The sequence below is a fragment of the Citrobacter sedlakii NBRC 105722 genome, from assembly GCF_000759835.1.
Taxonomy (GTDB): Bacteria; Pseudomonadota; Gammaproteobacteria; order Enterobacterales; family Enterobacteriaceae; genus Citrobacter_A; species Citrobacter_A sedlakii.
Genome location: NZ_BBNB01000017.1, coordinates 44,411 through 67,013, shown reverse-complemented (window position 1 = coordinate 67,013; position 22,603 = coordinate 44,411). Strand labels below are relative to the sequence as shown.

The window sequence follows — 22,603 nt, the reverse complement described above, 5'->3', positions numbered from 1 at the left end:
ATAACTTGGGGGAATATGAAAAACGGGGAATTTTGTCTGATCAACGCAGACTGCCAGCCGGCAGTCTGCGGTACACGCGTTAGTACAGTTTCTTCGCGCAGTCCAGCCAGTCACCTTTAAACGGACGCTTCATGTTCTCAATTGCGTCGATGATGTCATGGTGCACCAGTTTTTCGTTCTGAATGCCAACGCAACGACCGCCAAAGCCTTCCAGCAGCAGCTCAATGGCGTACGCGCCCATGCGGGAAGCCAGGATCCGGTCATAAGGCACCGGCGAACCCCCACGCTGAATGTGGCCCAGAACGGTTGCACGGGTTTCACGGCCTGTCTCTTTCTCGATGTAATGCGCCAGTTCATCGACATCACACATATGCTCAGTGATCGCGACGATGGCGTGTTTTTTACCTTTCGCGATACCGGCTTTGATCTCAGCAACCAGATCGTCACGGCTAAATTCCACTTCCGGCACCACCACAAATTCGCAGCCACCGGCAATAGCCGCTGCCAGCGTCAGGTCGCCGCAGTAACGGCCCATCACTTCAACGATGGAGATACGCTGGTGGGAAGACGAGGTGTCGCGCAGACGGTCAATGGCTTCTACCACGGTACCCAGAGCGGTGAAATAACCAATGGTATAGTCGGTGCCTTTGATATCGTTATCGATAGTGCCCGGCAGACCGATGCATGGGAAACCCATTTCAGTCAGGCGTTTCGCCCCCATGTAGGAACCGTCGCCGCCGATAACCACCAGCGCGTCGATCCCCCGTTTTTTCAGGTTTTCGATAGCCACGGCGCGGATGTTTTCGTCACGGAATTCCGGGAAGCGCGCGGAGCCCAGGAAAGTACCGCCACGGTTGATCATGTCGGACACGCTGTAACGGTCAAGCTGCACCATGCGGTCTTCATACAGACCCAAGTAGCCATCATAAATGCCCATGACTTCCAGTCCTTCCGTCAGTGCTGCGCGCACCACACCACGGATTGCTGCGTTCATGCCCGGCGCATCACCGCCGCTTGTCAACACACCGATTTTCTTAATCATGACTACCTCTGAACTTTGGAATGCAAATTGAAATCTGTTGCCGGAAGTCGATTCTGCACATCGAGACGATCCAACGAATATGCAAATAGTATAACAATCGCTCCCTGCTGAATTGATTCAGGTCAGGCCAAATGGCGGTAATTTATACACAAAATGCGGGCCTGGCTCTCTTTTTTTACCAACACTTACGAAAGCTCAAACCGTTTGCCTTCCCTGGGGACGACAGAACAGGGATCCTGATGAATAATCACATCCGACCCTGGAAAACGCCGCAAAATCGCCTGCTCTACCTGTTCAGCCACCAAATGCGCCTGAACGAGCGGGAGATTATCTTCCATTTCCAAATGAATCTGAATAAAGCGGGTCGGCCCTGACTGCCGCGTTCGTAGATCGTGAGCACCGCTGACGCCCGGCCAGGAGGTCACGATTTCAATAATTTCCTGACGTTCATCATCGGGTAAGGCGCGATCCAGCAACGACTGCACTGCATCATAGCCCATACGTAAGGCGCTATATAAAATATAGATGCCAATCCCTAATGCAAACAACGCATCCGCACGATGCCAACCGTACCAGGCAAGCCCGAGCGCCACGAGAATAGCGCCGTTCATCATAACATCAGACTGATAATGAAGCATATCCGCCCGCACCGCCTGGCTTTGCGTCCGTTTCACCACCCAGCGCTGAAACGTGACCAGCATAATCGTCGATATCAGGGCGATAATCGTCACGATTACCCCTACGCCGGGCTCATTCATTGGCGTAGGCGTGATCAGATGCTGAATGCCGGTCAAAAACAGAAACAGCGCCGAACCGGAAATAAACATGCTTTGCGCCAGCGCGGCCAGCGATTCCGCTTTTCCGTGTCCAAATGTGTGTTCATCGTCCGCCGGTTGCAGCGAATAGCGCACCACTAACAGGTTGGTGAGCGACGCGGCGATATCCACCAGCGAATCGACAAGCGCAGCCAGAATACTTACTGACCCGGTGTACCACCACGCAAAAATTTTGATCAAAAGTAACAGCGATGCCATCACCGTCGCGGCGATCGCGGCCCGGCTGACTAACCGCCCATAAGATTGATTCATAAACACTCCTGCCTTTACATGCCGGTAGTATAACGGAAGGCGATAAACAGTAATGGAATATGACGATGACAATTTTCAGGCAAAAAAAACCCCCACATCATGTGGGGGAAGACAGGGATGGTGTCTATGGCAAGGAAAACAGGGTTTGTTACTGGGAACGTGAGTTGCTACTACTCAATAACTTCAACGATGAACTTTTTTGCCATTGCGTCACGTCGCGCAACTGCTCCATTCGTTGTTGATGTTTCTCGTTTAAAACCGCTTGTTGCTCGGGCGTAAGCAGGCGATACATCTGATTGCGGACTTTAGCCATTTCGACCTGTCGGGCAACCTGGGCCTGCGCCATTTTTTCTGCCTGAGCGCGTACAGCGTTTTCATCAAATTTTTCTGCGGTGACAAGGCGATGCATTGTCTCCATTTCGCTAACATTAACAGGAGGCTGTTCGTGCCGGGCCTGTTGCATCAGATCTCGCATCTGTTGACGTTGATGTTCGGTTAAACTTATGCCGTCAAACATATGGCTTTGTACAGTGCGCGGCGCCGAAGGTTCGCCCGGGTGCCAGTTATCGCCTGTAACGACTTCAGCAGCATGGCTCAATGTACTGAGTGCCAGCGTTGAGGCCATGACGGCAGCGGTAACTTTGCGCATCACTTGCTCCCAAAATCTTTTCTGTCGCGATTCAACGAGAGACAGTCTACGATTCGGGCTGCAAACATGCGTCAGGGGGTGTAAAACAACGTAAAGTCATGGATTAGCGGCGCTTGATGTCGTAATTTCTGCCTCGGAGGTACGTAAACAATGAATAAAATCCTGTTAGTTGATGATGACCGAGAGTTGACATCCCTTTTAAAGGAACTGCTCGAAATGGAAGGCTTCACGGTGCTGGTTGCCCATGATGGGGAACAGGCGCTGGAGCTTCTGGACGACAGCATCGATTTACTTTTGCTTGATGTGATGATGCCGAAGAAAAACGGTATCGATACGCTGAAAGCGCTTCGTCAGACACACCAGACCCCCGTAATTATGCTGACCGCCCGCGGCAGCGAACTGGATCGCGTTCTCGGCCTTGAGCTGGGCGCAGATGATTATTTACCCAAACCGTTTAACGACCGCGAACTGGTTGCGCGTATCCGCGCGATTCTGCGCCGTTCACACTGGAGCGAACAGCAGCAGAGCAGCGATAACGGCTCGCCGACGCTGGAAGTCGACGCGCTGAGCCTGAATCCGGGCCGCCAGGAGGCCAGCTTTGACGGCCAGACCCTGGAGCTCACCGGCACCGAGTTCACCCTGCTTTACCTGCTGGCGCAGCATCTTGGGCAGGTGGTCTCGCGTGAACATTTAAGCCAGGAAGTGCTGGGTAAACGCCTGACGCCATTCGACCGCGCTATTGATATGCATATCTCGAACCTGCGCCGCAAGCTGCCGGAACGTAAAGACGGGCATCCGTGGTTTAAAACCCTGCGTGGTCGTGGCTATCTGATGGTCTCCGCTTCATGATAGGGAGCTTAACCGCGCGCATCTTTGCCATCTTCTGGTTGACGCTGGCGCTGGTGTTGATGCTGGTACTGATGTTGCCCAAGCTCGACTCGCGTCAAATGACCGAGCTGCTGGACAGCGAACAGCGCCAGGGGTTGATGATAGAGCAACACGTAGAAGCTGAACTTGCGAACGATCCACCCAATGATTTGATGTGGTGGCGTCGCTTGTTCCGCGCGATAGACAAGTGGGCGCCGCCGGGACAGCGGTTATTGCTTGTGACCACCGAAGGACGGGTGATCGGCGCAGAACGCAGTGAAATGCAGATCATTCGTAACTTCATTGGTCAGGCGGATAACGCCGATCATCCGCAGAAGAAAAAGTATGGTCGCGTAGAGATGGTAGGGCCGTTCTCGGTGAGAGACGGCGAAGATAACTACCAGCTTTACCTGATTCGGCCGGCCAGCAATTCCCAATCCGATTTTATTAACCTGCTGTTTGACCGCCCATTGTTGTTGTTGATTGTCACCATGCTGGTGAGTTCGCCACTGCTGCTGTGGCTGGCCTGGAGCCTGGCGAAACCAGCGCGCAAGCTGAAAAACGCGGCGGATGAGGTGGCCCAGGGTAACCTGCGTCAGCATCCGGAGCTGGAAGCTGGCCCGCAGGAATTCCTTGCAGCAGGGGCCAGTTTCAACCAGATGGTGACCGCGCTGGAACGCATGATGACCACCCAACAGCGTCTGCTGTCGGATATCTCGCATGAACTGAGAACGCCGCTCACTCGCCTGCAGTTGGGCACCGCGCTGTTGCGCCGCCGCAGCGGCGAAAGCAAAGAGCTTGAGCGCATCGAGACCGAAGCACAGCGTCTGGATAGCATGATCAACGACCTGTTAGTGATGTCGCGCAATCAGCAGAAAAACGCGCTGGTCAGCGAAACGATGAAAGCAAATCAGCTGTGGGGTGAGGTGTTGGATAACGCCGCCTTTGAAGCTGAGCAGATGGGTAAATCGTTCACGGTGAACTTCCCGCCGGGACCCTGGCCGCTGTATGGCAACCCGAACGCGCTGGAAAGCGCGCTGGAAAATATTGTTCGTAACGCGCTGCGCTATTCCCATACGAAGATCGAAGTTGGCTTCGCGGTGGATAAAGACGGCATTACGATCACTGTGGATGACGACGGGCCGGGCGTTAGCCCAGAAGACCGGGAACAAATCTTCCGGCCGTTTTACCGGACAGACGAAGCGCGCGATCGCGAATCTGGCGGAACAGGACTGGGGCTGGCGATTGTTGAAACTGCAATTCAACAGCACCGTGGCTGGGTGAAAGCCGAAGACAGCCCGCTCGGCGGGCTACGGCTGGTGATCTGGCTGCCGCTGTATAAGCGTTCGTAACTCACGTTGTCGTGCCGGACGGCGACGAAAACGTCTTGTCCGGCCTGCACATCCTTGTATGCCCGTAGGTCTTGTTAAGCAACGCCATCAGGCACGTTTCGTTGCCGGATGGCGATAAAGGTTTCAGCCGCGCAGACGCCGCGACTGATCTTCTATCTTGCCGCTCAGGCGGCGTTTCTGCATTGTTCTGGTCCAGCTTTTCGACAGCCCTGCCGCTGACAGCAAACGATGATACTGCTCATCATCGAACGGCATATGCCATGCAATCGCGATGGCTTCCTGCACCGACACGTCGCTAATACGGGAGACCAGCTCCAGCGGCGCGTCCGTCGACACGTTCCCGGCGGCAATCACGCTGCACAGCCAGCCGGTTTTGCCGCTGTTTTGCATCTGGCTTGCCATATCGCTGATGCCGAAATGGAAGTTAAGCTTATGACACGGCGAACGAGGCTGCGTAACCTGGATCAGCGCCTCGCCCCAGCGAAAAATATCGCCAATAAAGACGTTCTCTTCGGTGAGTCCTTCGGTTGAGAGATTTTCACCAAATGCCGGCGCCACGAACCGCTCCGCCTGCACGGGGAATTCACGCGCCCACCAGCCGTAATGCTCGCGGGGGTAATGACACAGCGCGCGATCCGGCCCGCCGTGGATTTTCTTTTCCGCCTGCTGGTCGCCTTCCAGACCGAGTTCGGTGAGCTTAAGTTCGCCATCCACCTGAATTTTGGCGATCGCACTGGGGCGGTTTCCCGCGTAGTCCTGAATCTTGCCGGTAAATACCTCTACTGGATAGCGCATCTGGTCCCTCTCCCCGATAAATTTGCTCTATTTAACCATAATTATTTTACCTCAGGTGCGCAAAATGAGAGCACGGTTCACATGATGCAGTAAGAGACATGTTATCAATGAATGGTCTTTTGAAACGCCATTTCAGAATAAGGAGTCAACAACGTGACAGGTCAAACGCAGTTTGCTGGCGTCTGGTGTCCCTCCATTACGCCAATGGATAATGACGGCAAAATCGATCTCAACGGGCTTAAGCAACACCTGAGCCGCCTGACAGAGGCCAGAATCGACGTCATTTTACTGATGGGCAGTATCGGGGAATTCGCCTCCTTCTCGTTAGAAGAGCGTCTGTTATTGATTCGTGAGGCGCGCGCCATGAGCACGCTAAAAATGGTTGCTAACGTCTCCTCAACCTGTACGCAGGACGTGCTGCTGATGGCGAAGGAAGCGTATCTCACAGGCTATGACGCGGTGATGGTTTTGCCGCCGTATTACTACGGCCAGACGCCAACCCAGCTATTGCGCTATTTTCGCCAGCTTGGGCAACAGCTCAGCGGCAAATGGTTCGCCTATAACTTTCCGGCGCGTACCGGCTGCGATTTAACGCCGGAGCTGGTCGCAACCCTCGCCGGCGAATTCCCGAACTTCGCCGGCATTAAAGATACCGTCGACTGTCAGTCGCATACCCGCAGCATGATCCAGGCGACGCGCGCGGTACGCGATGATTTCGCGGTACTGTCCGGTTATGACGAATATTACATTCCTAACCTGCTGGCAGGCGGTGCGGGGATTATTTCCGGGCTGAACAACGTAATGCCGGAGTTGTTTGTCAGCGCGCGCGAGGCATTCAGGGCGGGCGACCTCGCCACCCTGCGCGATATCCAGCAGAAGATCGGCGTTTATATGTCGATTTACGCCATCGGCGAGGATTTTGTCACCACCATTAAAACAGTGGTATCGCGCAAGTTTGGCTATTGCACCGGCGTGTCGCGCAACGCGGGTGGGGAACTGAATGCGCAACAATGCCAGACGATCGATACCGTTTTTGGCAGATAAAAAAACAGGCCCGGCGGCGCTCTCGCTCACCGGGCCTGCTGATGCGTACCGGATGGCGTCACCGCGCCATCCGGCAGACAAATTATTTTTTAGCCGCGAAACGCGCCGCAGCTTCGTCCCAGTTCACCACGTTCCAGAACTCTTTGATGTAGTCCGGACGGCGGTTCTGGAATTTCAGGTAGTAAGCGTGCTCCCACACGTCCAGACCCAGGATCGGGAAGCCGGATGCGCCAGAAATCGCTTCACCCATCAGCGGGGAGTCCTGGTTGGCGGTAGAAACAACAGCCAGTTTATCGCCTTGCAGCACCAGCCACGCCCAGCCGGAGCCGAAACGGGTGGCAGCGGCTTTCTCGAATTCCGCTTTGAAGTTATCAACGGAACCGAAGTCGCGCTCGATAGCGGCTTTCAGGTCGCCCTGCAGGGTGGTGCCTTTTTTCAGGCCTTTCCAGAACAGGCTGTGGTTAGCATGGCCGCCCGCGTTGTTACGCAGAACCGTTTTCTTGTCCGCAGGCACCTGATCCAGCTTCGTAATCAGTTCTTCAACCGGCAGCGCGGCCAGTTCCGGCAGGCTTTCCAGCGCTGCGTTAGCGTTGTTAACGTAAGTCTGGTGGTGTTTGGTATGGTGGATTTCCATCGTCTGCTTATCGAAGTGCGGTTCCAGTGCATCGTAAGCGTACGGCAGGGATGGCAGTGTATAACTCATAATCATCTCCATTATTGTCGAGCGGCTGGGTGTTAATGCCGCGTAAGCAGTTGGTTCATTATAGTTAATTAAATGATATTGAAAATGATTATCAATGCCGTAGTTTTTGTAGGGATATCTTTTTTTCTCACTTTACCTGATATGTGAGCCAAATCACTCAGTTAACGTCCTGATTGCCATCAACGCCGTGACTGCGGCAACCGTTAAAAGGTTATGTATCTGCGCACTTTTTAAACTCATGACGTCGGATGGGTAAAACCGACGATAAAAACAATGAGGATGACGTGATGAGTAACGCGATTACGATGGGTATCTTTTGGCATTTGATAGGTGCGGCCAGTGCAGCCTGTTTCTATGCCCCGTTCAAACAAGTTAAACAGTGGTCATGGGAAACCATGTGGTCGGTGGGGGGCATAGTCTCCTGGCTGATCCTGCCCTGGGCCATCAGCGCCATGTTGTTGCCTGACTTCTGGGGCTATTTCAGCTCCTTCAATCTTTCTACTCTGCTGCCCGTGTTCCTGTTCGGCGCCATGTGGGGTATCGGCAACATCAACTATGGCCTGACAATGCGCTATCTCGGCATGTCGATGGGCATTGGTATCGCGATTGGCATCACGCTGATTGTCGGTACGCTGATGACGCCTATCATCAACGGCAATTTTGATGTGCTGATCAACACCGAAGGCGGGCGGATGACGCTGCTGGGCGTGCTGGTGGCGCTGATTGGCGTCGCGATCGTCACCCGCGCCGGTCAGCTTAAAGAGCGTAAAATGGGCATCAAGGCCGAGGATTTCAATCTGAAAAAAGGCCTGTTGCTGGCAGTGATGTGCGGCATCTTCTCTGCCGGGATGTCCTTTGCGATGAACGCTGCAAAACCGATGCACGAAGCGGCTGCCGCGCTGGGTGTCGATCCGCTGTATGTCGCTCTGCCAAGCTATGTGGTGATTATGGGCGGCGGCGCGCTGGTTAACCTTGGCTTCTGCTTTATTCGTCTGGCAAAAGTAAAAGATCTGTCGATAAAAGCCGACTTCTCGCTGGCAAAACCGCTGATCGTCTCCAACATACTGCTCTCCGCGCTGGGCGGTCTGATGTGGTACTTACAGTTCTTCTTTTACGCCTGGGGCCACGCGCGCATTCCGGCGCAGTACGACTACATTAGCTGGATGCTGCACATGAGCTTCTACGTACTCTGCGGCGGGATCGTCGGACTGGTACTGAAAGAGTGGAACAACGCCGGACGTCGTCCTGTCGGTGTACTGAGTCTGGGCTGTGTGGTCATCATTATTGCCGCCAATATCGTTGGTCTGGGAATGGCCAGTTAATCGGTTTGAGTACTGAGATGACGCCACTGACTGGGCGTCATCCCGGTTTCCCGGGTGAACACCACCGAAAAATAGTTACTGTCCTCAAACCCGCACTGCATCGAAATTTCACTGATCATCAGGCGGCTGTGCTGAAGCAAATATTGCGCATGGCAGACGCGCACCTGGCGCTGATACTGGTTGATGGTCATACCGGTCTGATTGCGGAACTGCTGGCGCAGCACGCGCTCGCTACACCCTTCCCGATCGCAAAATGCATCCAGCGCGAACGGGCGCTCAAGGCTACCCGCCAGCGCGGTGATCAGTTTATCAAGCAGGGTTTCGCTGGAAGTGGCTGGCAGGTTGTCGGTAGCGTAGCGGTGACGCTTCAACGTCATCACCAGTTGCCCGAACAACAGTTCCGCCATGTCATTAACCAGCGGATCGTGCTGATGACTTTCATGCTCAAGCTGGTTAATCACCTGGCGCGCCTGGGTCATTCCGGCGCTGCCCAATCGCCAGTGCGGCTGTCTTGGCGTACCGTTGAAACCGGGAATGGCGCTCTCCCAGGCAAGGTTCAGCTTAAGCCGCTCCGGGCAATAGATAATATTCTGCAGCACGAGGTCATTAACCGAGGTGTAGGAGTGCTTGTCTTCCGCGCGAATGTAAAACAGATCGCCACGCGTAATCCGGTACGGACGATCATTGAGCACGTGCAGCCCGTTACCACGCCACACCATTACCAGTTCACAGAATTCATGGGTATGTTCAGCAAACACGCTCTGCGGATAGCGATCGGCGACGGCGACAGCCTGTTCATCACCGGCAAAAAAGTCTTTTTTTAACAGGACTAACTGATTCGCCACCAAAGTCTTCCCTGCCGGATGACGGTTACCGCCTTACCCGGCCTACAAAAAGCGTGACACGCAGGCCGGATAGAACGCTAACGCATCGCTATCCGGCTCCATCATTGCATCATTACTAACAAATCTCGCAGCAAAAAACGGTGACTGCATTCGCGTTACTGAAGTAACGCATCGCGTCCCTGACGGATATCGCGTGGCGACCAGTTAAACTCGCGACGAAATAGCGTCGAAAAGTGGTTACTGTCGCCGAAACCGCAGTGATAGGCGATGTCCGTTACGCTTTCATCACTGTGTCGCAGGAGGTGGCGAGCTTTGATAAGACGAAGGCGATTAAGATAGCGCTGGGGCGTCAGCCCGGTGTGCTGCTTGAGCTGACGATGCAGAGTACGCAGCGACAGCGAGAACCGGTCAGCCAGCGCCTCCCAGCATACTTCTTCGGCGAAATGGTCTTCCAGCCACGCCATCAGTTGATTCAGTCGCGCGTCGTTATTTTCCGCCCCTTCCATCAGACTGCTTCTGCGCAGTAATACCAGCAGTTGCATAAACACAATTTCGCGGTTCGCCAGCGCGGGGAGATCCATTTCTTCATCGCGTTGTTCCATCTGCGCCACCAGGTGGCGCACCTGTTGAAGCACGCTTTGGTTCACCCGCCAGTGCGAAGGGTACGCCCCATCCTGTTCCTGGGGCAGCAGTTGATCCAGCCCGGACAAAAACTGGAACGCATCGGGCGAACGGTAGAGCACATTGGTCAGGCAAAGGTTATCGGTGTGTTCATATAAGTGCCGATCGTGATCGCGAACAAAACAGACGGTGCCGCCGCTAATGGTATACGGCTGTCCGTTAAACACATGGATGCCTGTGCCGTGTTCCACAATCACAATTTCATGAAAATCATGGTGATGCTCCGGAAAGGCAGACTGTGGCAGCCGGGGCTCAATGGCGACAGGCGCTTTACCTGATGGGAAAAAATCCACGCTGTGCAGTACGGTCATGATGATCCCTTCCGGATGAAATGAACATGGCAAAATAGTAATTAAGGGTTATCAACCTCACCTTAAATTTTCGACACGAAACTGAGCAAACAGCGTCAATTTTTCAAGAAAAGGCGGGAAAGATCCGGAAATGCGGTCGACATCACATCAGGAAAACGGGGCGGTATAACTGGAAACTGTGAACGCTATCACGTTCATCTTTGCTTTCTTGCCAGCGGCTAATTATGGCTGTCAGTAACAAGAAGGTGAGCCATGACGAGGTTTTTTAGACTGAGCGCAATGAAACTCAGAAGGACCTCGCTATGACTTTTCGCCATTGTGTCGCTGTCGATCTCGGCGCATCCAGCGGACGCGTAATGCTGGCGCGCTATGACAGTGAACATCGCACCCTGACGCTGCGTGAAATCCACCGCTTCGTAAACTGCCTGCAAAAACAGGACGGTTTTGATACGTGGGACGTCGACAGTCTTGAAGACGCCATTCGCCTCGGGCTGGAGAAAGTTTGCGATGAAGGCATCCGCATTGACAGCATCGGCATCGACACCTGGGGTGTGGACTATGTCCTGCTGGATAAGCAGGGCCAGCGGGTCGGGCTACCGGTCTCCTACCGCGACAGCCGCACCACCGGCATTATGCCGCTGGCGCAGGCGCAGATCGGTAAAGGCGATATTTATCAGCGTAGCGGGATCCAGTTTCTGCCGTTCAATACGCTGTACCAACTGCGCGCGCTGGTCGAACAGCAGCCAGAACTGGTGTCGCAAGTGGCTCACGCGCTGCTGATCCCTGACTACTTCAGCTATCGTCTTACCGGCGAAATGAACTGGGAATACACCAACGCCACCACCACCCAACTGGTCAATATCAACAGCGACGACTGGGATGAGACCCTGCTGGCCTGGACCGGTGCGGAGAAAACCTGGTTTGGCCGCCCTACGCATCCCGGCAATGTCATTGGCTACTGGATTTGTCCGCAGAAGAACGCAATTCCGGTGGTTGCCGTCGCCAGTCATGACACCGCCAGCGCGGTGATCGCCTCTCCGCTGGCCGATACCCATAGCGCCTACCTCTCGTCGGGAACCTGGTCGTTAATGGGCTTTGAAAGCCGTACGCCGTACACCAACGACGCGGCGTTGGCGGCCAATATCACCAACGAAGGCGGCGCGGAAGGCCGTTACCGGGTGCTGAAAAATATCATGGGGCTGTGGCTGCTCCAGCGCGTGCTGAAAGAACGCCAGATCGGCGATCTCCCTGCGCTGATCGCCGAAACGCAGACGTTAAAAGCCTGCCGCTTCCTGATCAACCCTAACGACGATCGCTTTATCAACCCGGACGACATGTGCGCGGAAATACAGGCGGCCTGCCGCGAATCCGGACAACCGGTACCGGTCAGCGACGCGGAACTGGCGCGCTGCATTTTCGACAGCCTGGCGCTGCTGTACGCCGATGTGCTTGAAGAACTGGCGGCCCTGCGCGGCGAGGCCTTCACCCAGTTACACATCGTCGGCGGCGGCTGCCAGAACGCCCTGCTTAACCAACTCTGCGCCGACGCCTGCGGCATCCGCGTGATGGCCGGTCCGATCGAAGCCTCTACGCTCGGTAATATCGGCATTCAACTGATGACCTTAGATGAACTGAGCAACGTCGATGACTTCCGCCAGGTGGTCACCGCCAACTATAACCTGACGACTTTTACCCCTCATCCTGACAGTGAAATTGCCCGCTATGTCGCGCAATTTCACGCAAAACGACAGACAAAGGAGCTTTGCGCATGACCACTCAACTGGAACAAGCCTGGGAACTGGCGAAACAACGCTTCGCCGCTGTAGGTATTGATGTCGAGGAGGCGCTGCGCCAGCTCGATCGTCTGCCGGTATCCATGCACTGCTGGCAGGGCGATGACGTAGCCGGTTTTGAAAATCCGGAAGGATCGCTTACCGGCGGCATTCAGGCCACCGGCAACTACCCGGGTAAAGCACGTAACGCCACGGAGCTTCGCGCCGACCTTGAGCAAGCGCTGAGCCTGATCCCAGGGCCGAAGCGCCTGAACCTGCACGCCATTTATCTGGAGTCGGAGACCCCGGTTTCCCGCGACCAGATAAAACCGGAACACTTTAAAAACTGGGTGGAATGGGCAAAAGCGAACCAGCTCGGGCTGGACTTTAACCCGTCCTGCTTCTCGCATCCGTTGAGCGCAGACGGCTTCACCCTTTCCCATGCCGACGACAAAACCCGTCAGTTCTGGATCGATCACTGCAAGGCCAGCCGCCGCGTTTCCGCTTACTTTGGCGAACAACTGGGCACGCCGTCGGTGATGAATATCTGGATCCCGGACGGCATGAAAGACATTACCGTTGACCGCTTAGCGCCGCGCCAGCGTCTGCTGGACGCACTGGACGAGGTGATCAGCGAGAAACTCGATCCAGCGCATCACATCGATGCCGTGGAAAGCAAACTGTTTGGCATCGGCGCGGAAAGCTACACCGTCGGCTCCAACGAATTTTATATGGGCTATGCCACCAGCCGCCAGACCGCGCTGTGCCTGGACGCAGGCCACTTCCATCCAACTGAAGTGATTTCCGACAAGATCTCTGCCGCGATGCTTTACGTGCCGCGCCTGCTGCTGCACGTCAGCCGCCCGGTCCGTTGGGACAGCGACCACGTGGTGCTGCTGGACGACGAGACCCAGGCGATCGCCAGCGAGATCGTACGCCACAATTTGTTCGACCGCGTCCATATCGGTCTCGATTTCTTCGACGCCTCCATCAACCGCATCGCGGCATGGGTTATCGGCACCCGCAACATGAAAAAAGCGCTGCTGCGCGCGTTGCTGGAGCCAACAGAACAACTGCGCCAGCTGGAAGCCAGCGGCGATTACACCGCGCGTCTGGCGCTGCTGGAAGAACAAAAATCACTGCCGTGGCAGGCGGTTTGGGAAATGTACTGCCAGCGTCACGATACGCCAGCCGGTAGCCAGTGGCTGGAAAACGTACGCGCATACGAGAAAGCGCTCCTCAGTCAACGTCGTTAAGACAAATCGTAGGCCCGATCGGCCCAGCGCCATCGGGCAAATAATGAGACAGGTACACTATATTATGCAAAACATTACCGATTCCTGGTTTGTTCAGGGGATGATCAAAGCCACCTCCGATGCCTGGCTGAAAGGCTGGGACGAGCGCAACGGCGGCAACCTGACGCTGCGTCTCGACGAGGCGGATATTGCGCCGTTCAGCGCAGACTTCCACGCCGCGCCACGTTACATCGCCCTGAGCCAGCCAATGCCGCTGTTGGCGAACACGCCGTTTATCGTGACCGGTTCCGGTAAATTTTTCCGCAATGTGCAGCTCGACCCGGCAGCCAATTTAGGCGTGGTGAAAGTCGATAGCGACGGCGCGGGCTATCACATTTTATGGGGACTGACCCACGAGGCGGTGCCGACCTCTGAACTGCCGGCGCACTTCCTCTCCCACTGCGAGCGCATCAACGCGACCCATGGCAAAGATCGTGTGATCATGCACTGCCACGCGACCAACCTGATCGCCCTGACCTACGTGCTGGAAAACAGCACCGATCTCATCACCCGCAAGCTGTGGGAAGGCAGTACCGAGTGTCTGGTGGTGTTCCCGGACGGCGTCGGCATTCTGCCGTGGATGGTGCCGGGCACCGACGACATCGGCCAGGCCACCGCACAGGAAATGCAAAAACATTCGCTGGTCCTGTGGCCGTTCCACGGCGTGTTTGGCAGCGGCCCGACGCTGGATGAAGCGTTCGGCCTGATCGACACCGCAGAGAAGTCCGCCGAAGTGTTAGTCAAAGTGTTGTCGATGGGCGGCATGAAGCAAACCATCAGCCGTGAAGAACTGATCGCGCTGGGTAAACGTTTCGGCGTCACCCCACTCGCCAGCGCATTAGAACTGTATTAATCGCAACATCGCGCCCCGCTCACCGTTGCCGCGCTGAAACCTTACCAGAGCGGCAATATGTGGATCTCCCGTTTCGCTGTTGCATATGTCGATGTGGCTAACGGTTTTGACTGGCAGGCCGTGGCAGCCTGTGGGGTACTGAGCGGCATCCCTATCCCTGGCGGTTCCGGCGCCATGCAAGCGCAGCGCCGCCGGACATAATTTCATCGTAATTAAGGAGAATAACATGAGCTTTATGCTGGCACTTCCCAAAATCAGCCTGCACGGCGCAGGGGCGATTGGCGATATGGTGAATCTGGTTGCGAACAAGCAGTGGGGAAAAGCGCTGATCGTCACCGACGGTCAATTGGTGAAGCTTGGGCTACTCGATAGCCTGTTCACCGCGCTGGATGCGCACCAGATGTCGTATCACCTGTTTGACGAGGTGTTCCCGAATCCAACCGAAGCGCTGGTGCAAAAGGGTTACGCGGCGTATCAGGAGACGAACTGCGACTACATCATCGCATTTGGCGGCGGCAGCCCAATCGATACCGCCAAAGCGGTGAAAATCCTTACCGCTAATCCGGCGCCATCCACGTCCTATTCCGGCGTGGGCAAAGTGAAGAACCCGGGCGTACCGCTGGTCGCGATCAACACCACCGCCGGGACAGCGGCTGAGATGACCAGCAACGCGGTGATTATTGACGCCGAACGTCAGGTAAAAGAAGTGATCATCGACCCGAATATCATTCCGGATATTGCGGTAGACGATGCCAGCGTGATGCTGGATATTCCGGCGTCCGTCACCGCGGCGACCGGTATGGATGCCCTGACCCACGCGGTGGAAGCCTACGTTTCCGTTGGCGCGCACCCGCTAACCGACGCTAACGCGCTGGAAGCTATCCGTCTGATCAACCTGTGGCTGCCGAAAGCCGTGGATGATGGCCACAACATGGAAGCCCGTGAGCAGATGGCGTTCGGTCAGTATCTGGCGGGGATGGCATTCAACAGCGCCGGCCTGGGGCTGGTTCATGCGCTGGCGCATCAGCCGGGCGCGACTCACAACCTGCCGCACGGCGTTTGCAACGCCATTCTGCTGCCGATCATTGAAAACTTTAACCGCCCGAACGCCGTCGCGCGTTTTGCCCGCATCGCCGGAGCGATGGGGGTGGATACCCGCGGCATGAGCGATGAAGCGGCAAGTATGGAAGCGATTAATGCGATCCGCGCCCTGAGCAAACGCGTGGGTATTCCGGAAGGGTTCAGCGCACTCGGCGTAACCAAAGAGGACATCGAAGGCTGGCTGGATAAAGCGCTGGCTGACCCATGCGCGCCATGCAACCCGCGCACTGCCAGCCGTGATGAAGTCCGCGAGCTATACCTGGAGGCGTTATGATCCGTAAAGCATTCGTGATGCAGGTTAACGGCGACGCGCACGAAGAGTATCAGCGCCGCCATAACCCCATCTGGCCGGAGCTGGAAGCGGTGCTAAAAGCGCACGGCGCGCATCACTATGCGATCTATCTCGACGAAGCGCGCAACCTGCTGTTCGCCACCGTGGAGATTGAGTCCGAAGAGCGCTGGAACGCGGTCGCGAATACTGACGTGTGTCAGCGCTGGTGGAAACATATGCGCGACGTGATGCCCGCAAACCCGGACAACAGCCCGGTCAGCGCGGAACTGAAGGAAGTGTTTTATCTGGCGTAAGCGCCAGTGAGTCCAGGCCCGGTGAATACCGGGCCTTTTTGCATCAGAAGTAATATTTGAAGCGAACGCGGGCGCCGTAGCGGTCGTCGGAATCGTCGCCGTGAACGTCATCGCCGTCGCTGTTCATGATGGAATAATAGGTACCGAGATAAATATTGAAGTTCTCCATATCCATCACGTTGGCGAACTGATAGGACGCATGAATAGTATGAATGTCATAGGTGCCTTCATCGTTAATCCAGCAATCATCGTCGCAGACGACACCTGAATATTCATCAATCTTATTATGCGCGTAAATATACCCCAGCTCAAAGCGCTTCCACAGGGCGTTCACCCCGGCGGTAAAGTCTTTTTCACTGCTGGCATCCAGATACGCGGTGCTGACGTTAAGCACCACTCCGTTGTCCGGATCGGTCTTTAAGCCGTCCCAGGTCATGGTTAAGCCATAGCCGGTGCGGTCGGACTGATCGACAAAGTCGCCCTGTGCGTCGGTGTAGCCGTAGGCGTTATTGACCACGTTCGATTCCATCGCCGCGGCCACCGAGAACTCATCTTTTGACCACGCGATAACCGGGCGCAGATAGGCAACGTTTTTCTGTTGATCCATCTCACGACCATGGTAGTCACCCTCATTAAACAGCGCGGTACCGTCTTCCAGCAGGGTGTTGAGTTCGAAATACCAGTTATCGATTTGCTTGCTGACAAGGAAGTTACCGCCCGCGTCGGAACGTCCGCGCCCTTCTTTCATCATGTAGATATAGCCGCTGCCGTCGTCGTACAGATCGTTAGCGGTATTGCCGGAATGTTCCACAAACGTATCCTGATTCAGCGGGAACATATCGTAGGCTTCGAAACGCCCGACTTTCACCTTCCAGTCGTTTTCCTTGCCGAAGAAGAAGACCGCGTCATCAATGTCCACCGTGCCGGACATGTCCCCTAACGGCTGCGCCGAGAAGCCAGCGAAATAGCCGTTATCCAGCTTCCGCATCCCGTCAAAACCCAGCAGGATACGGCCATTCAGATCCCATTGTTCATTCGTTGTGTCAGGATCCATATTGGCATTGGTCATCGCCAGCAGGCCATGTTTGCTTTCGGCATCCATGTTGAATTCCACATCGCCGTAGATTTTCAAATCGCCGTAGCCGGAGAGCTGCAGATTTGGCGTCGCGGCGTTTTTCTGCGTTTCTTCCGTCGGTGTCTGTCCGTTAACCGGAGTGTTGCCCTGAGCGGCTTTGATTTCGCGGATCTCCGCAGCCTGCTGGACCTGTAATTGTTGTACCTGGCTTTCCGCCTGGGCCGCCCGGTTTTCCGCCGCCGCCAGTCGGGCCTCTAATTGCTCAAGCCGTTGTTCCAGAGTCAATTGCGCTGTTTTAGCGAAACCGGTATTTGCCACTAATAATAATCCGATTGCTAAAGATAACGTCGATTTCTTCATTTATTCGCTTTCCTTGAAATAAAGAATGATCAGCATTTTCCTGTAGGAATACGCGTGGTGAATAATGAGATAAGAACAATTTTATTTTTATATATATTGACACCAGCAATTGAACCCATGAATGATTAAACAGCGATTGCGGGTGTTTTCACAGGCTAATAATTATTATCATCCTGATTTATTGGTGTAAATGCAGCAAATACACAGTTCGTGAGGAATCTAACAAAAGCGGGGAAATAAACGAAATATCGTAAAAAGTTATAAATATAGATTTAATGAAAATATAATTTTGATTAATCATTGAGCGTGACGTTATTACACCACGCTCGAATTAATCGAAATAATCTTAATTTTGTTCAGCGACCAGAATTGCCTGCGTATCCGGTGCCAGCGCCTTAAATATATGTTCCCGATCGGCGGGGTAACAAATATAGTCACCCACACCTAATTCTTCCGGCGCGTCGGTCAGACCAACCAGCGCTTTACCCTGCGTCACGATGATATGCTCTATCGACCCGGGCGGATGGGGCTGTGAAACGCGGTCGGCTCCCGGCTGGGTCAGCAGTAAATAGATATCGCGACGTGCGCCAGGGGGGCACGCGGCCAGCAAAATGGCCTGATAGTGCGCCTGCTCCGCCACCACTTTTGTCCCTTCGCCCCGCCGAATCACCTGCGTTTTTTGCACCTGCGGTTCCAGCAGCCGCGCAAAGGGGATATCCAGCGCCACGCAGAGCGACCAGAGCGTTTCCAGGCTAGGATTACCGTTTCCCGCTTCCAGCTGTGAAAGTGTGGATTTGGCGATGCCTGCCCGGCGGGCGATTTCCGCCAGCGACAGTCCTGTCCGCTGACGTTCGCGTACCAGACTTTTAGCAATCACGCTGATGGGCTGTGTCATTCACGTCTCCGCGTTTTTTATAACGAACGATTCGTTCGTCTTGTAAATCGATCATGTTCCGTTCATTATAATGGAAACTCGTTCGATATGGCTAAAATGGATGAAACACCTCTTTTCCAGTCTGAAAGCAGACACGATAAAAGCGATATTTCTGGTATGCCTGGCCGTCGGCGTAGTGGGCATGTCCTACGGCTCGCTGGCGATGGCCTACGGTTTCCCGGTCTGGGTACCGTTTGTGCTCTCGATTTTTGTACTGGCCGGCGCGTCAGAATTCATGTTCATCGGCATTGTCGCCAGCGGCGGAAACCCGTTAGCGGCAGCGGCAGCCGGTTTACTGGTTAACGCCCGCCACGTACCTTTCGGCGTGACGGTGCGCGATCTGGTCGGCACCCGCGCCGCCAGCTTTTTGGGCTGCCACATTATGAACGATGAGAGCGTGGTGTTTGGCCTGTCGCAGAAAACGCCGGAGCAGCGTAAAGCCGCTTACTGGCTTTGCGGTCTGGGCGTTGCCATTCTCTGGCCGGTAGGTACCCTGCTGGGTACGGTGGTGGGACAGTTGCTGCCCGCGCCGGAAACCATCGGTCTCGACGCCGTGTTCCCGGCGATCCTGCTCGCGCTTGTGGTACCTGCTTTCAAAAACCGTACTACTTTAATTCGCGGCCTGAGCGGCGCCGCCGTGTCGCTTGCTGCCGTGCCTTTTGCGCCGGTCGGGCTGCCGGTGCTGCTTTCCCTGCTTGGCTTACTGACGAGGAAAAAATAATGGGCAACATGACGCTGTTTATCCTCGGCATCGCAATTTTATCGGCGGGTACCTACCTGATGCGCCTCGGCGGCGCAAAGCTGGGGAGTCGTCTGGCGCTTTCCGAGCGTTCGCAGGCGCTGCTTTCCGATGCCGCGACGGTATTGCTGTTTTCCGTTGCGCTGGCGACCACCTTCTACGAAGGCGAACACTTTGCGGGTATGGCGCGCGTGTTGGGCGTGGCTTTCGCGGTATTTCTCGCCTGGCGGAAAATGCCGCTGATTGTGGTGATTATCGCTGCGGCGGTGGTGACGGCGCTCTTGAGAATGGCGGGAGTGCACTAACCACTAAAACAATCGCCGATCGCGATCACATCCTGTTTAAAACTGAGTTTCATTTTTCTGATTAAGCGTAGAAAGTAGTTAGTGTCGAAGAAAAATATCAGTGTCTAGCGTCGAATAATAATCGACGCTATTTTCTACTCTACGCGGGACAAGAAAGATGGCGCGGACAGCCAAAGAAAAATTATTGCATCATATTCTGACGCATTATGCGGAAAGCATTACGGGATTCACGGCCCAGGACTGTACTTGCTTTATGCAGGTCAACCGTAGCGTCATTAGTCACTACCTGAACCGACTGTGCGACGAGGGGCGTTTACGCAAAGAAAACACGCGCCCGGTGCGCTTCTTTATTCAGCATAATGGCGCACAAAATGAGCAAGCGTCCCGTTTAGTGTCGAAAAAGGCTGATGCTTTCCAGAGTCTGACCGGCGCCGAGGGTAGCCTGGCGGAAGCGGTCGCTCTCTGCCGCTCAGCGGTGGACTATCCGGGAGACGGCTTACCTGTGCTGATCTCAGGCGAAAGCGGCGTGGGCAAGAGCCATCTCGCCTCGCTGATCTATCAGTACGCCATCGGACGCGGCGTTATCGCCGCTGATAAACCGTTTGTCGAACTAAACTGCGCTGACTACGCCAACAACCCCGAACTGCTCTCCGCCACGCTGTTCGGCTATACCCGCGGCGCCTTCACCGGCGCCGATCGTGAGAAACAGGGCGCGTTTGACGACGCCAACGGCGGCTTTCTGTTCCTTGATGAAGTGCATCGTCTGTCCGCGGAAAACCAGGAAAAACTGTTCCTGTTTATGGATAAAGGCTATTTCTATCGACTCGGCGATAACCGCACCCGCCATCCGGCTTCGTTACGCTTTATCTTCGCCACCACGGAAAATATTGACACGGCGTTGCTCAATACCTTCCGCCGACGCATCCCGGTTCGGGTAACGTTGCCTAACTTTATTTCGCGACCGCTCACAGAGCGTATCGCACAGGTCACTCTGTTCCTGTGTCAGGAAGCGGCCAACCTGGGCAGGGACATCCACCTCGATAATCAGTTGATGCGCCAGCTCGTCTCTTCGCCGGTGCGCGGCAACATCGGCGAACTGAAAAACCAGATCAAAGTCATGTGCGCCAGCGCGTGGAGCAATCACCGCGACGCCGATATCATCAGGCTACGCGGTACGCATCCGGACGGCGAAATGCTGGTGATTTCCGCCGACACAGGAGGACAGGAACCCGACGCCAGTATGCTGCTGCCTAAGGCGATGCATGATGAGGTCATTTTCCGCGATTTTTGCCACAGCGGTAATGTTCTGCTGCTGAACCGCAAAATCGAGCAGTTGCTGGCGACGGTGAAGGGCGTGGTTTCCACTGAAACGCTGTATAACGGCTACGTCTGGCAGAACACAATGCATGCGGTAAACGAACTGGAGTGTCTGACCGGCATCACCTGCGGTCCGGAGATCCGTAAAGCGCTCTGGCTTTGCCTGACCTACGCGTTGCATACGCCACAACAGGCGGAACAGGCCGATGAACTGCTGACCATTGCCGACTACGTTTCCGGCAAAGCGCGCCTGCTAACGGAGGAGTGTATTGCGCTGCTGGCGAAGCACGTCACGCATCAGCAGTTACCGCTGTTGCAGCCATTGTTCAGTTGTATCTTTCATTCTGTGGCCGGGGAAGATTCGCCGATTCAGGGCATTATTGTTTCCCACGGGCGCTCGACTGCGTCGAGCATTGCCGGCATCGCCAACCAGCTGACCGGCGGCTATTACTTTAAAGCCTTCGATATGCCCAACGCGACCTCAACCCGGGAAATTATCGACCTGCTGATAAGCCATCTGTCACGTCTTAAGCACGGCGGCGGGCTGATTATTCTGGTCGATATGGGCTCGCTGAAAGCGATCTACGAAGAGATTAAACTTCATCTGCACGGCGAGCTGCTGGTGATTAACAACGTCAGCACCGCAATGGCGCTGGATATTGCCTCGAAAATCCAGGACAAGTTGCCAATGGAGGCGATTATCGAAGGGGCGAAAGGCGCGTGGGAAGTAGAAACGCGTTATTACGCCGGAATACTTCCCGGCAACAAAATCATCATTTCGTGCATTTCCGGCGAGGGTATTTCCCGTAAGCTTAAAGATATCGTGCAGCGCTATCTGGCGCAGGAGGAGATCGACATCATCACGATGGAGTATGACGATCTGAAGTGGAAAATCGCCCGCGCCGACCCGGCGCTTAACGGCACGCGGCTGATTATCACCACCACCGAACTGGAGGCGGGGTACATCCCGCAGCTCAGCGTCGAACAGCTGATTAAAGAGAAAACGCTGGTGCTGAAGCGCGACTACTTTAACGGATTAGTCATGGAAGGCGCTCTGGAGCCGATGATCGAGGAGGTGGTCAAATTGTTTACCGTCGAGGGGGTTGCCAGCAGGTTGAACTTCCTCAATCCGGTGGTGATCATCGACGAAGTGGAAGCCGTTATTAAGCAGTATGAGTCTTTCTACAAAATCCACTTTGAAAGCTATCTGCGTATCAACCTGTTTATGCATATCGCGCTGATGATTGAGCGCGTCATGGTGAATAACGGCGTCCGGCACCGCGAAGAAGCTGAACTCACGTTGGATCAGCAGGCTTTTGTCGCCGTACATGACACTTTTTTCCAGGCGCTAAACCGTAAATACAATATCACCCTGCCGCTGACCGAAGTGCTCATGATTTATGAAATTATGGAGCCGTGGATAGCCACCGAAGCGCTCTGTTAACGTTTCTGCCAGCTACAGACTGGCAGACGCTTCGACGCTGCGTTCGCAGCCCTTTTCGACACAGCAAAAGCCCTCGAACACTACGTTTTACTTCATTAAATTCAATAAGATAAAAATATGGCAT

The 22,603-nt window shown here is 54.9% G+C and carries 21 protein-coding genes and 1 pseudogene; 13 read left to right on the top strand and 9 right to left on the bottom strand.

The window, feature by feature from the left end:
- Positions 1 to 79: 79 nt before the first annotated feature.
- The 3 genes from pfkA to cpxP form a co-directional block, all read right to left on the bottom strand.
- Positions 80 to 1,042, bottom strand: a complete 963-nt coding sequence (pfkA, locus tag CSE01S_RS20500; protein ID WP_042292548.1) for a 6-phosphofructokinase — start codon at positions 1,040 to 1,042, stop codon at positions 80 to 82.
- Positions 1,043 to 1,227: 185 nt separating this feature from the next.
- The gene (fieF, locus tag CSE01S_RS20495; protein ID WP_042292546.1) at positions 1,228 to 2,130 is read right to left on the bottom strand and encodes a CDF family cation-efflux transporter FieF; all 903 of its coding nucleotides are present in this window, start codon (positions 2,128 to 2,130) and stop codon (positions 1,228 to 1,230) included.
- A gap of 148 nt (positions 2,131 to 2,278) precedes the next feature.
- Entirely contained in the window at positions 2,279 to 2,779 is a 501-nt protein-coding gene (gene cpxP, locus CSE01S_RS20490; RefSeq protein WP_042292543.1) for a cell-envelope stress modulator CpxP, read from the bottom strand.
- 150 nt (positions 2,780 to 2,929) lie between these two features.
- Here cpxP and cpxR point away from each other — a divergent pair, with 150 nt between their 5' ends.
- Positions 2,930 to 3,628, top strand: a complete 699-nt coding sequence (gene cpxR / locus CSE01S_RS20485) for an envelope stress response regulator transcription factor CpxR (RefSeq protein WP_042292540.1) — start codon at positions 2,930 to 2,932, stop codon at positions 3,626 to 3,628.
- A complete protein-coding gene (gene cpxA, locus CSE01S_RS20480) occupies positions 3,625 to 4,998 on the top strand; it encodes an envelope stress sensor histidine kinase CpxA (RefSeq protein WP_042292539.1) in 1,374 nt (457 codons plus the stop codon). Before cpxR ends, cpxA begins: the two co-directional genes overlap by 4 nt.
- Before the next feature lie 123 nt (positions 4,999 to 5,121).
- Here the strand turns inward: cpxA and yiiM are convergent, their stop codons facing one another.
- Complete coding sequence (gene yiiM, locus CSE01S_RS20475; RefSeq protein WP_042292536.1) at positions 5,122 to 5,793, bottom strand: 6-hydroxyaminopurine reductase; 672 nt, start codon at positions 5,791 to 5,793, stop codon at positions 5,122 to 5,124.
- Positions 5,794 to 5,946: 153 nt separating this feature from the next.
- On the opposite strand from yiiM, the gene CSE01S_RS20470 reads away from it, so the two are divergent.
- Positions 5,947 to 6,837, top strand: a complete 891-nt coding sequence (locus tag CSE01S_RS20470) for a dihydrodipicolinate synthase family protein (RefSeq protein WP_042292532.1) — start codon at positions 5,947 to 5,949, stop codon at positions 6,835 to 6,837.
- 82 nt (positions 6,838 to 6,919) lie between these two features.
- Here CSE01S_RS20470 and sodA read toward each other — a convergent pair whose 3' ends face one another.
- Positions 6,920 to 7,540 (bottom strand): superoxide dismutase [Mn], encoded by a 621-nt coding sequence (gene sodA / locus CSE01S_RS20465; protein ID WP_042292530.1) that lies wholly within the window; start codon positions 7,538 to 7,540, stop codon positions 6,920 to 6,922.
- A gap of 287 nt (positions 7,541 to 7,827) precedes the next feature.
- On the opposite strand from sodA, the gene rhaT reads away from it, so the two are divergent.
- Positions 7,828 to 8,862: an L-rhamnose/proton symporter RhaT gene (rhaT, locus tag CSE01S_RS20460; RefSeq protein WP_042292685.1), complete on the top strand. Its 1,035-nt coding sequence runs from the start codon at positions 7,828 to 7,830 to the stop codon at positions 8,860 to 8,862.
- On the opposite strand, the gene rhaR is transcribed toward rhaT, so the two are convergent.
- Both rhaR and rhaS read right to left on the bottom strand, forming a co-directional pair.
- Positions 8,859 to 9,707, bottom strand: a complete 849-nt coding sequence (rhaR, locus tag CSE01S_RS20455) for an HTH-type transcriptional activator RhaR (RefSeq protein WP_042292682.1) — start codon at positions 9,705 to 9,707, stop codon at positions 8,859 to 8,861. The genes rhaT and rhaR overlap by 4 nt on opposite strands.
- 155 nt (positions 9,708 to 9,862) lie before the next feature.
- On the bottom strand, positions 9,863 to 10,699 hold the full coding sequence (gene rhaS / locus CSE01S_RS20450; RefSeq protein WP_042292528.1) for an HTH-type transcriptional activator RhaS: 837 nt from the start codon (positions 10,697 to 10,699) through the stop codon (positions 9,863 to 9,865).
- A 302-nt stretch (positions 10,700 to 11,001) separates the two neighbouring features.
- Between rhaS and rhaB the strand changes: the two genes are divergently transcribed.
- The 6 genes and pseudogenes from rhaB (at position 11,002) to rhaM (ending at position 16,305) form a co-directional block, all read left to right on the top strand.
- Positions 11,002 to 12,471, top strand: a complete 1,470-nt coding sequence (gene rhaB / locus CSE01S_RS20445) for a rhamnulokinase (RefSeq protein ID WP_042292526.1) — start codon at positions 11,002 to 11,004, stop codon at positions 12,469 to 12,471.
- Positions 12,468 to 13,727, top strand: coding sequence for an L-rhamnose isomerase (gene rhaA / locus CSE01S_RS20440; RefSeq protein WP_042292523.1), 1,260 nt, complete (start codon positions 12,468 to 12,470; stop codon positions 13,725 to 13,727). The genes rhaB and rhaA overlap by 4 nt, the downstream gene beginning before the upstream one ends.
- 64 nt (positions 13,728 to 13,791) lie before the next feature.
- Complete coding sequence (gene rhaD / locus CSE01S_RS20435; protein WP_042292520.1) at positions 13,792 to 14,619, top strand: rhamnulose-1-phosphate aldolase; 828 nt, start codon at positions 13,792 to 13,794, stop codon at positions 14,617 to 14,619.
- Positions 14,620 to 14,670: 51 nt separating this feature from the next.
- A pseudogene (locus tag CSE01S_RS23200) lies at positions 14,671 to 14,790 on the top strand (ABC transporter permease); the annotation flags it as partial.
- 55 nt (positions 14,791 to 14,845) lie between these two features.
- Positions 14,846 to 15,994, top strand: coding sequence for a lactaldehyde reductase (gene fucO, locus CSE01S_RS20425; protein WP_042292515.1), 1,149 nt, complete (start codon positions 14,846 to 14,848; stop codon positions 15,992 to 15,994).
- A complete protein-coding gene (gene rhaM / locus CSE01S_RS20420; protein WP_042292513.1) occupies positions 15,991 to 16,305 on the top strand; it encodes an L-rhamnose mutarotase in 315 nt (104 codons plus the stop codon). Before fucO ends, rhaM begins: the two co-directional genes overlap by 4 nt.
- A 43-nt stretch (positions 16,306 to 16,348) precedes the next feature.
- Here the strand turns inward: rhaM and CSE01S_RS20415 are convergent, their stop codons facing one another.
- Positions 16,349 to 17,740, bottom strand: coding sequence for a carbohydrate porin (locus tag CSE01S_RS20415; protein WP_042292512.1), 1,392 nt, complete (start codon positions 17,738 to 17,740; stop codon positions 16,349 to 16,351).
- Positions 17,741 to 18,086: 346 nt separating this feature from the next.
- Positions 18,087 to 18,635 (bottom strand): helix-turn-helix domain-containing protein, encoded by a 549-nt coding sequence (locus CSE01S_RS20410; RefSeq protein WP_042292509.1) that lies wholly within the window; start codon positions 18,633 to 18,635, stop codon positions 18,087 to 18,089.
- Positions 18,636 to 18,735: 100 nt separating this feature from the next.
- Here CSE01S_RS20410 and CSE01S_RS20405 point away from each other — a divergent pair, with 100 nt between their 5' ends.
- The 3 genes from CSE01S_RS20405 to CSE01S_RS20395 all read left to right on the top strand — a co-directional run bounded on the left by CSE01S_RS20405 (position 18,736) and on the right by CSE01S_RS20395 (position 22,479).
- A complete protein-coding gene (locus tag CSE01S_RS20405) occupies positions 18,736 to 19,395 on the top strand; it encodes an AzlC family ABC transporter permease (RefSeq protein WP_042292507.1) in 660 nt (219 codons plus the stop codon).
- Positions 19,395 to 19,718, top strand: coding sequence for an AzlD domain-containing protein (locus CSE01S_RS20400; RefSeq protein ID WP_042292504.1), 324 nt, complete (start codon positions 19,395 to 19,397; stop codon positions 19,716 to 19,718). Before CSE01S_RS20405 ends, CSE01S_RS20400 begins: the two co-directional genes overlap by 1 nt.
- Before the next feature lie 157 nt (positions 19,719 to 19,875).
- Positions 19,876 to 22,479, top strand: a complete 2,604-nt coding sequence (locus tag CSE01S_RS20395) for a sigma 54-interacting transcriptional regulator (protein ID WP_042292502.1) — start codon at positions 19,876 to 19,878, stop codon at positions 22,477 to 22,479.
- The last annotated feature ends 124 nt before the right edge of the window (positions 22,480 to 22,603 follow it).